The sequence below is a fragment of the Kitasatospora sp. NPDC058190 genome (assembly GCF_042883685.1).
Lineage (GTDB): Bacteria > Actinomycetota > Actinomycetes > Streptomycetales > Streptomycetaceae > Kitasatospora.
In genome coordinates this window covers 67,891-77,628 of the sequence record NZ_JBHVVI010000030.1, presented here as the reverse complement: position 1 = coordinate 77,628, position 9,738 = coordinate 67,891, and the positions used below count along the sequence as shown (strand labels likewise).

Below are 9,738 nucleotides of genomic sequence, written 5' to 3'. Positions count from 1 at the left end.
CCCCGGCGGCCCCGCCCAGGAGATCACCTGCACCGTCCCCGCGGCCTCCGCCCCCCCCCCCCCCCGCCCCGCCCCCCCCCGGCCCGGCCCCCCCCCCGCCGGCCCCCCCACCGCTGCGGCGTCAGCGCGCGCTGGTCTCGTGCACGAAGGCGACCAGGCGGGAGAGCGCGTCCGGGTCCATGGACGGCAGCACGCCGTGGCCGAGGTTGAAGATGTGGCCGCTGGTGCCGAGCGCCTGGGCGGCGTGCAGCACCTCGCGGGCCTTGGTCTCCACGACCTTGGTCGGCGCGAACAGCACCGCCGGGTCGAGGTTGCCCTGCAGGCCCTTGCCGGCGCCGACCCGTTCGGCGGCGACGTTCAGCGGCACCCGCCAGTCGACGCCGACGATGTCCGCGCCGGCCTGGCCCATCAGCCCGAGCAGCTCGCCGGTGCCGACGCCGAAGTGGATCCGCGGCACCCCGTAGTGGGCGACGGCGTCGAAGACCTTGGTGCTGGCCGGCATCACCGAGCGGCGGTAGTCGTCCGGCGCGAGCGAGCCGACCCAGGAGTCGAACAGCTGGACCGCCGAGGCGCCCGCCTCGATCTGCACCTTCAGGAAGGCCGAGGTGATGTCCGCGAGCCGGTCCACCAGGGCGGCCCACAGCTCGGGCTGCCCGTACATCATGGCCTTGGTGTTCTCGTGGTTCTTGGACGGACCGCCCTCGACCAGGTAGCTGGCCAGGGTGTACGGCGCACCCGCGAAGCCGATCAGCGGGGTCTCGCCGAGCTCGTCCACCAGCAGGCCGATGGCCTCGGTGACGTACGGGACGTCGTCGGGCTCCAGCGGGCGCAGCCGCTGGAGGTCCTCGAAGGTACGGATCGGATCGGCGATGACCGGACCGATGCCGGGCTTGATGTCCACGTCGATGCCCACGGCCTTGAGCGGCACCACGATGTCGCTGAAGAAGATCGCCGCGTCCACCTTGTGCCGGCGCACCGGCTGCAGGGTGATCTCCTTGACCAGCTCGGGCCGCATGCAGGACTCCAGCATGGGGATGCCCTCGCGGACCTTCAGGTACTCGGGCAGCGAGCGGCCCGCCTGGCGCATGAACCACACCGGGGTGTGCGGCACCGGCTCGTGCCGGCAGGCGCGCAGGAACGCGGAGTCGTGCGCGGCACCGCGGCGCACGGGGGTGGGTCGGCCGTCGAGGGGGGCCGCCGTCGGGTCTGCCGTAGTCTCGCTCACGGGTCAAATCTTCGCATGCGCCTCGGACCGTCCTCCCCGGGCGGCCTCGTCGCTTCCTCCAAGATCTGTCCGGGTTTGCCGTTCCGGCACGCCGCTCGGACGGAAGTTGCGGCGATAACCCGGGTTTTCGACCTAGTCTTCGGGTCATGGCAGCGGTCGGCGGGCACCCCACGCAGGGTGGCGGAGCAGGTGGCGGAACGGGTCGGGAGGGGGCGCCGAGCGAGTTCCGGGCCGCCGTGGAGGCCCTGAGCGGGGCGCGGCTCCGGCCCGAGCTCCAGCTCTCCCCCGCGCCGGCCCCGCGCCGGCTCGCCCCGCACGCGTTCGCGCTGACCGCCACCGTGGAGGTGGACGGCGAGGAGCTGGCCGACGGCCGGCTGGTGCTGCTCTACGACCCGGCCGGGCAGGAGGCCTGGAACGGGGAGTTCCGGGTGGTCACCATGACCCGGGCCGAGCTGGAGCCGGAGATGGCCGGCGACCCGATGCTCTCCGAGGTCGGCTGGGCCTGGCTGATGGACGCGCTGCAGGCGCAGGGCGCCGGGTACGCGGAGCCGTCCGGCACGGTGACCCGGTGCGCCTCGCAGTACTTCGGCGGACTGGCGGACCGTCCGTCCTCGACCGAGATCGAGATCCGGGCCTCGTGGACGCCGGCCGACGGCCGGTTCGAGCGGCACCTGGCGGCCTGGGGGGATCTGCTCTGCATCAGCGCCGGGCTGCCGCCGGCCACCCCGACCGCGCAGCCGCCGGCCGAGGTCACGTCACTCGGTGGGGTGGTTCCGATGCCCGCCCGGCGACGCCCGCGGTCGCACTGACGAGTGGCGTCCGGGCCGGGCGGCACCTCCCGCCCCGACACCACCCCCAGGACTGACGGAGTGTGACTTCGATCCCGCTCTGCGTCAATTAGCTGGTCAGAAGTGACCGATCAGTGACGCTTCTGATCGATTTTGTGCGAATTCCAAGCATGTCGCATCAGTCACATGCGCGATTTGTCCGTATTGTTACTCACTAGATCGTGATCTTTCGCTAAAGCCGGACACGGTTGCTGCCGAAGCAGACTGTGACCCTTTCCGAACGCGGAACACTCCGACCGCCCCCATCGGGGTTCCGTCCGCCACTCCCCGCAGGAGGCCTGGTGTCGGTCCTTCTTGAGCACCCCGCAAACGTGGTCGCCTACCGCCCGACCAAGCCCACCGCCATGGTGGTCATCGCCGATCCCCGCGTCCGAAACACCGTCACCCGCCACCTGTGGGCGCTCGGCGTCCGCGACGTGATCGAGGTGTCCTCGATCGCCGAGGCCCGCCCCCGGGTCTCCACACCACGCGACATCTGCGTCGCCGACGTACACCTGCCGGACGGCTCCGGACTGACCATCCTCGCCGAGACGCGCGCCGCGGGCTGGCCCAACGGCCTGGCGCTGTCGGCCGCCGACGACATCGGCGCGGTCCGCTCCGCGCTGGCCGGCGGCGTCAAGGGCTACGTGGTCACCGGCACCCGCACCAATGTCGCGATGCCCGGCCGCCCGGGCCTGCCGCTCGGCGCCGCCGGACTGGCCGGCCGGATGCGCCGCCCCGGGATGCCGGGCATGCCGGGCGCCGCCGGCGCTCCGGGAGCGCCCGGGGCCCCCGGTGCGCCGGGCCCGCAGCAGGCCGCCTACCGCGAGCTGTCCGGCCGCGAGGTCGAGGTGCTGCGGCTGGTCGCCGAGGGCCAGTCGAACAAGGCGATCGGCGTGGCGATGGGCCTGTCCGCACTCACCGTGAAGAGCCACCTGGCCCGGATCGCCCGCAAGCTCGGCACCGGGGACCGCGCGGGCATGGTCGCGGTCGCACTGCGCACCGGAATCATCCACTGAGCCGATCGATCCCGAACTGTTTGTCGAACCACAACGGCGGCTCAGGAGGAACGTTCCTTCTGAGCCGCCGCAGGCGTGGAAGCGGCCACCGCAGGCATCGGGGCAGCCGCCGCGGCCATGTGCGGACGGCACCTTCGCCGCCGCCCGTAACGGTCTGACCAGTCCGACAACACTCCCAGTTCCGGGGACCGTCGTACCCTTGGGGGGTGACCGACGCCGTAGCAGCCATCCCAGAAGAAGCAGCCCCGGTCCCGCTCCTCGAACCGAAGGAGGGGATCCCGCCCGTCGTGGCGGACGAGCGGGCGCTGGCCGCCACGGTCGCCGCCTTCGCCGCGGGCACCGGACCGGTCGCCGTCGACGCCGAGCGCGCCTCCGGCTACCGCTACGGGCAGCGCGCGTACCTCATCCAGCTGCGCCGCGCGGGCGCCGGCTCCGCCCTGATCGACCCGATCGCCTGCCCCGACCTCAGCGGGCTGGGCGCCGCCATCGCGGACGCCGAGTGGGTGGTGCACGCCGCCACCCAGGACCTGCCCTGCCTGGCCGAGGTGGGCATGAGACCCCAGCGCCTGTTCGACACCGAGCTGGCCGGGCGGATCGCCGGCTTCGCCCGGGTCGGCCTCGGGCCGATGACCGAGAACGTGCTCGGGCTGAGCCTGGCCAAGGAGCACTCGGCGGTCGACTGGTCCACCCGCCCGCTGCCCGAGCCCTGGCTGCGCTACGCGGCTCTGGACGTCGAGGTGCTGGTCGAGCTGCGCGACGCACTCGAACAGGAGCTGGACGCCCAGGGCAAGCTCGGCTGGGCCCTGGAGGAGTTCGCCTCGATCGCCGCCGCGCCCCGCCCGGCCCCGCGCACCGACCCGTGGCGGCGCACCTCGCAGCTGCACAAGGTCCGCCGGCGCCGCCAGCTGGCCGTGGTGCGCGAGCTGTGGCTGACCCGCGACCGGATAGCGCAGGAGCGCGACGTCTCCCCCGGCCGGGTGCTCTCGGACGCCGCGATCGTCAACGCCGCGCTGGCCATGCCGCTGAACATCGCCGCGCTGCAGGCCGTCCAGGGCTTCGGGCCGCGGCTGCACCGGCGCCAGCTGGACCAGTGGCTGGCGGCGGTGCAGCGCGGCCGGGAGATCCCGGAGAACCAGCTGCCGCCGGCCGCCGCGCCGCACGACGGACCGCCGCCGCCGCGGGCCTGGGCCGAGAAGGACCCGGTGGCCGCCGCCCGGCTCTCCGGTGCCCGCGCCGCCGTCAGCGACCTGGCCGAGCGTCACAACCTGCCGGCCGAGAACCTGATCACCCCGGACCTGGTGCGCCGGGTCTCCTGGGAGCCGCCGGCCGAGCCGAGCGCCGAGGGCGTGGCCGCCGCGCTGCGCCGGCTCGGCGCCCGGCAGTGGCAGGTCGACCTGGTGGCGCCGCCGGTGGCCGCCGCGTTCGCCGCCGCCTCGGCCCAGGGCTGACCCGGGTCGCGCTCCCGAGGCATGACTCCGAAAAGGGGATGTCGTCCGTCCGGACGGCATCCCCTTCGGCGTGTCCGGGAAGCCTTCCTGGTCGGACGTGTCGCGGGACACACGGTCCGAACCCTCCGAGGGGCCTGGGCAGGTTGGTTACCGGCGGGTAGCATGACGGTGATGCGGCGCCGCTCGGGTCTTCACCGGCGGCAGCCCGCCCACCTCGAAATGTTGGTCCCTGGGAGGAGAGCCCCCGTGCCTCGTACCGCGAGGGACGTCGTCTTCGTCGATGGCGTCCGCACCCCGTTCGGCAAGGCCGGCCCGAAGGGCATCTACCACGAGACCCGCGCGGACGACCTCGTCGTCAAGTGCATCCGGGAGCTCGTGCGCCGTAACCCGAACCTGCCCGTCGAGCGCATCGACGAGGTCGCCATCGCGGCCACCACGCAGATCGGCGACCAGGGTCTGACCATCGGGCGCACCGCCGCCCTGCTGTCCGGCCTGCCGAAGTCCGTTCCCGGTTACGCGATCGACCGTATGTGCGCCGGCGCCCTGACCGCCGTGACCACCACCGCCGGCGGCATCGCCTTCGGCGCGTACGACGTGGTCGTGGCCGGCGGTGTCGAGCACATGGGCCGCCACCCGATGGGTGAGGGCGTCGACCCGAACCCGCGCTTCGTCTCCGAGAAGCTGGTCGACGAGTCCGCCCTGTTCATGGGCATGACCGCGGAGAACCTGCACGACCGCTTCCCGCACCTGACCAAGGAGCGCTGCGACGCCTACGCCGTGCGCTCGCAGGAGAAGGCCGCCAAGGCGTACGCCAACGGCGACATCCAGCCCGACCTGGTGCCGATCTCGATCCGCAACACCAACCCCGAGGTCGGCGAGACCGGCTGGGGCCTGGCCACCGTGGACGAGCCGATGCGCCCGGGCACCACGATGGAGAGCCTGGCGAACCTCAAGACCCCGTTCCGCCCGCACGGCAACATCACCGCGGGCAACTCGGCCGGTCTGAACGACGGTGCCACCGCCTCGCTGCTGGCCGCCGAGGACGTCGCCGAGGAGCTCGGCCTCCCGGTCAAGATGCGCCTGGTCTCCTACGCCTTCGCGGGCGTCGAGCCCGAGGTCATGGGCATCGGCCCGGTGCCGGCCACCGAGAAGGCGCTGGCCAAGGCCGGTCTGACCATCGACGACATCCAGGCCTTCGAGATCAACGAGGCCTTCGCCGTCCAGGTGCTGTCCTTCCTGGACCACTACGGCATCGCGGACGACGACGAGCGGGTCAACCCGTTCGGCGGTGCGATCGCCTTCGGCCACCCGCTGGCCTCCTCGGGCGTGCGCCTGATGAACCAGCTGGCCCGCCGCTTCGAGCAGCGCCCGGACGTCCGCTACGGCCTCACCACGATGTGCATCGGCTTCGGCATGGGCGGCACCATCATCTGGGAGAACCCGCACTTCGAGGGTGGTAAGTGACCATGAGCACCACGACTGAGCTGCTCCAGCACGGCGCCGAGCTGTTCCCGGGCGAGGTCGTCACGACCGCCCACGTGCGCCACCTGGACCTGCCGCTGCAGGCCGGCAAGCTGGCCCTGATCACCCTGGACAACGGCTTCGACCACACCAAGCCGACCACCTTCGGCCCGGGCTCGCTGCTCAAGCTGTCCGAGGCGCTGGACCAGGTCGAGGCCGAGGCCGCCGAGGGCAAGATCGTCGGCGCCGCGATCACCGGCAAGCCGTTCATCTTCGCGGTCGGCGCCGACCTCAAGGGCGTCGAGCTGCTCAAGCAGCACGCGGACGCGCTGGCCATCGGCAAGGGCGGCCACGAGGTCTTCAAGCGGATCGCCGCGCTGCCCGTCCCGACCTTCGCCTTCTACAACGGCGCGGCCATGGGCGGCGGTGTCGAGGTCGGCCTGCACTGCGACTACCGCACGGTGTCGGCGGGCGTTCCGGCCTTCTCGCTGCCCGAGGTCTTCCTCGGCCTCGTCCCCGGCTGGGGCGGCTGCACCATCCTGCCGAACCTGATCGGTGCCGGTAAGGCCGTCAAGGTCATCATCGAGAACTCGATGAACCAGAACAAGCAGCTCAAGGGCAAGGACGTGTTCGAGCTGGGGATCGCCGACGCGATCTTCGAGCCGGCCGACTTCCTGGAGCAGTCGCTGCTGTGGGCCGCCAAGGTCCTCAAGGGCGACGTCGTCGTCGAGCGCGAGGCGATCGACCGCGGCAAGGCCTGGGACGACGCCGTCGCCTGGGGCCGTCTGGTCGCCGACGGCAAGGTGCACGGCGCCGCTCCGGCCGCCTACAAGGCGCTGGACATCATCGCCGCCGTCAAGGACGCCGACTTCGCCGACAAGGCCAGCCTGCAGGCCGGCTTCGACGCCGAGGACGCTGCCCTGGCCGACCTCATCATGAGCGGCGAGCTGCGCAGCGGCATCTACGCCTTCAACCTGGTGCAGCGTCGGGCCAAGCGCCCGGTCGGCGCGCCGGACAAGTCGCTGGCCCGCCCGGTTTCCAAGGTCGGCGTCGTCGGCGCCGGTCTGATGGCCTCGCAGCTGGCGCTGCTGTTCGCCCGCCGTCTGGAGGTGCCGGTGGTCCTCACCGACATCGACCAGGAGCGCGTCGACAAGGGCGTCGGCTACGTCCACGCCGAGATCGACAAGCTGCTCGGCAAGGGCCGCATCGGCCAGGACAAGGCCAACCGCCTCAAGGGCCTGGTCAGCGGCTCGCTCGACAAGGCCGCCGCCTTCGGCGACGCGGACTTCGTCATCGAGGCCGTGTTCGAGGAGATGGGCGTCAAGCAGACCGTCTTCGCGGACCTGGAGAACGTGGTCTCGCCGACCTGTGTGCTGGCGACCAACACCTCCTCGCTGTCGGTCACCGAGATGGCCTCGAAGCTGAAGCACCCCGAGCGGGTCGTCGGCTTCCACTTCTTCAACCCGGTCGCGATCCTGCCGCTGCTGGAGATCGTCCGCGGCGAGCAGACCGACGACGCGTCGCTGGCCACCGCCTTCGCCGTGTCGAAGAAGTTGAAGAAGACCTCGGTCCTGGTCAAGGACGCCCCGGCGTTCGTGGTGAACCGGATCCTGACCCGCTTCATGGGCGAGATCCAGAACATCATCGACGAGGGCACCCCGATCGCCAGCGTCGAGAAGGCCGTCGAGCCGCTCGGCCTGCCGATGTCCCCGATCGTGCTGCTGGAGCTGGTCGGCCCGGCCATCGCCCTGCACGTCTCGGAGACCCTGCACGGCGCCTTCCCGGAGCGGTTCACCGTCTCCGAGAACCTCGGCAAGGTGGTCAAGGCCGGCAAGCGCGGCTTCTACACCTGGGTGGACGGCAAGCAGGTCCTCGACCCCGAGGTGCTGGAGCTGCTGACCTTCGGCGACTCGGTGCTCACCGAGGAGCAGGTCCTGAACCGCGCCCTGGAGGCCGTGGCCCAGGAGATCGGCCTGATGCTGGAGGAGGGTGTCGTCGCCGAGGCGCAGGACATCGACCTCTGCATGATCACCGGTGCCGGCTGGCCCTTCCACCTGGGCGGGATCACCCCGTACCTGGACCGTGAGGGCGTCTCGGAGCGGGTGACCGGCAAGAAGTTCCTCGCCCCCGGCGTGGCCTCGGTGCCCGCGTAAGGCGTAGCGCTACGCAAGGAGCCCCCGGCGACCTGGTCGCCGGGGGCTCCTTCGTGTCCGCGAGGGCGGGTGCTCAGTGCTTGAGGCGGTACACCACGGTGTCGCCGATGACGCCGATCATCTCGTAATGGGTGTCCAGCAGGTTCTCGATCCGGGGGACCATCACCGGCTGGTACGGGGATATGCCGGAGTCGTCCACGAAGACCTCGGGCAGGCCGTTGGCCAGCTCCTTGTCGAAGGTCTGCCAGGCGTTGTTGACGCTGAACTGCTCGCCGACGTTCGGGCTGCCGTCCTTGCCGCCGCTGTAGTTGGTGAGGAAGCCCGCAGTCAGGTAGCGGGTGGCGGGCTTGCGGTCGGCCAGCCAGTACAGCTCGGGGTGCATGCCCCAGACCAGCACGGTGTCCTTGGGGGTGGTCTGGGCGGCGACCGCGGTGGCGACCTCGGTGTTGCGGTTCATCTGCTCCCCCGGCCAGGCCAGCGCCAGGCCCCAGAAGACCGTGGCGGCGACCGTGGTGTACACCAGGACGGGCTTCCAGCGGATCGCCGAGGTGGCCACCGCCCCGGTGCCCAGCAGCACCAGCGGGGGGATCAGCTGCAGGTAGTAGTGGCCGAAGAAGTGGAAGCCGACGCTGACCGCGACGGCCGAGGACAGCAGCCAGACCCACAGGTCGGTGGTCGAGCCGTGCTCCTCGCCGGCCACCGGCAGCGGGCGGTGGCGGTACTTGAACCAGAGCCGGCGGCCGACCGGGTAGAGGAAGCCGAGGCCCGCGGCGGCCAGGATGCCCAGGTTGCCGAAGGCGCGGCCGAGCATCTGCAGCCAGGCGCCGCCGAAGGAGGCGTAGTCGCCACTGCCGGTGACCACCCAGAAGAGGAAGCCCTTGGGCTTGGTCAGGATGACCGCGACCAGCGCTATCGGCAGCGCGAAGCCGAACCCGATCTTGAACAGCGCGGGCGGCCAGCGCACCCCTCGTCGGCGGGCGTCCTGCAGCAGCATCCAGAGCACCGGCAGCATGACGGCGCCGCCGGTCTGCTTGGTGAGCGAGCAGAGCGCGACCGCGATGCCGGCGGCCAGCCAGCGGCGGCGCTCGGCGTACCGGAAGGCGGCCACCATGGCGGGCAGCATGAAGACCTCGAAGGTCGCCGCCTGGGTGTCCTCCGGGGAGAGCCCGATGGAGACCAGCAGGTAGAGCAGTCCGGCGCCGGCACCGGCACGGTTGCCCCAGCGACCGCGGGCGATCGAGGCCAGCAGGATCGCGGTGACCAGGTGGGCCACCACCGCGAGGGTGCGCAGCGGCCACAGCGAGGCGGAGCCGAAGACGGCGAAGCAGGCCTGGTAGAGCCAGGGGAGCAGCGGCGGTTTGCGGTCCACCACGGTGTCGTAGAGCACGCCGCCGTCCGCCAGCATCCGGGCCTGGGTGGCCAGGAAGCCCTCGTCCGGGCTCCAGACGGGCCGGGCGAAGGAGGGGATGTGGGTGAGCAGTGCGACCAGCGCGAGCGCCGGCACCAGCCTGGTCCAGTACCCCTGACGAAGGTGGGTACGGACACGCTCGGGCAGGCGCTCGGCCAGTCCGGCGGGGCGGAGGCGGGTGGGGGTCGGCACGGTTG

General features: G+C 71.8%; 7 protein-coding genes. 5 read left to right on the top strand and 2 right to left on the bottom strand.

Annotated features, from left to right (window positions below):
• Positions 1–121 precede the first annotated feature (121 nt).
• Positions 122–1,168: a uroporphyrinogen decarboxylase gene (gene hemE, locus ACFVWU_RS16530; RefSeq protein ID WP_387620794.1), complete on the bottom strand. Its 1,047-nt coding sequence runs from the start codon at positions 1,166–1,168 to the stop codon at positions 122–124.
• 203 nt (positions 1,169–1,371) lie between these two features.
• On the opposite strand from hemE, the gene ACFVWU_RS16525 reads away from it, so the two are divergent.
• From ACFVWU_RS16525 to ACFVWU_RS16505, 5 genes are all read left to right on the top strand, one after another.
• Positions 1,372–2,034: a DUF3000 domain-containing protein gene (locus ACFVWU_RS16525; protein ID WP_387620787.1), complete on the top strand. Its 663-nt coding sequence runs from the start codon at positions 1,372–1,374 to the stop codon at positions 2,032–2,034.
• Between the two features lie 320 nt (positions 2,035–2,354).
• Complete coding sequence (locus ACFVWU_RS16520; RefSeq protein ID WP_030288221.1) at positions 2,355–3,071, top strand: response regulator transcription factor; 717 nt, start codon at positions 2,355–2,357, stop codon at positions 3,069–3,071.
• Between the two features lie 206 nt (positions 3,072–3,277).
• A complete protein-coding gene (locus tag ACFVWU_RS16515; RefSeq protein ID WP_387620783.1) occupies positions 3,278–4,519 on the top strand; it encodes a ribonuclease D in 1,242 nt (413 codons plus the stop codon).
• Positions 4,520–4,765: 246 nt separating this feature from the next.
• A complete protein-coding gene (locus tag ACFVWU_RS16510) occupies positions 4,766–5,983 on the top strand; it encodes a thiolase family protein (RefSeq protein ID WP_387620780.1) in 1,218 nt (405 codons plus the stop codon).
• Between the two features lie 2 nt (positions 5,984–5,985).
• Positions 5,986–8,133, top strand: a complete 2,148-nt coding sequence (locus tag ACFVWU_RS16505) for a 3-hydroxyacyl-CoA dehydrogenase NAD-binding domain-containing protein (protein WP_387620777.1) — start codon at positions 5,986–5,988, stop codon at positions 8,131–8,133.
• Between the two features lie 73 nt (positions 8,134–8,206).
• On the opposite strand, the gene ACFVWU_RS16500 is transcribed toward ACFVWU_RS16505, so the two are convergent.
• Positions 8,207–9,733 carry an ArnT family glycosyltransferase gene (locus ACFVWU_RS16500; RefSeq protein WP_387620774.1) on the bottom strand — a complete coding sequence of 509 codons (1,527 nt, stop codon included), beginning with the start codon at positions 9,731–9,733 and terminating at the stop codon, positions 8,207–8,209.
• Positions 9,734–9,738 lie beyond the last annotated feature (5 nt).

Excerpts from the sequence above, each read along its gene's own strand:
- ACFVWU_RS16525 (WP_387620787.1), top strand. The coding sequence starts at position 1,372 with ATGGCAGCGGTCGGCGGGCACCCCACGCAGGGTGGCGGAGCAGGTGGC.
- ACFVWU_RS16505 (WP_387620777.1), top strand. The coding sequence starts at position 5,986 with ATGAGCACCACGACTGAGCTGCTCCAGCACGGCGCCGAGCTGTTCCCG.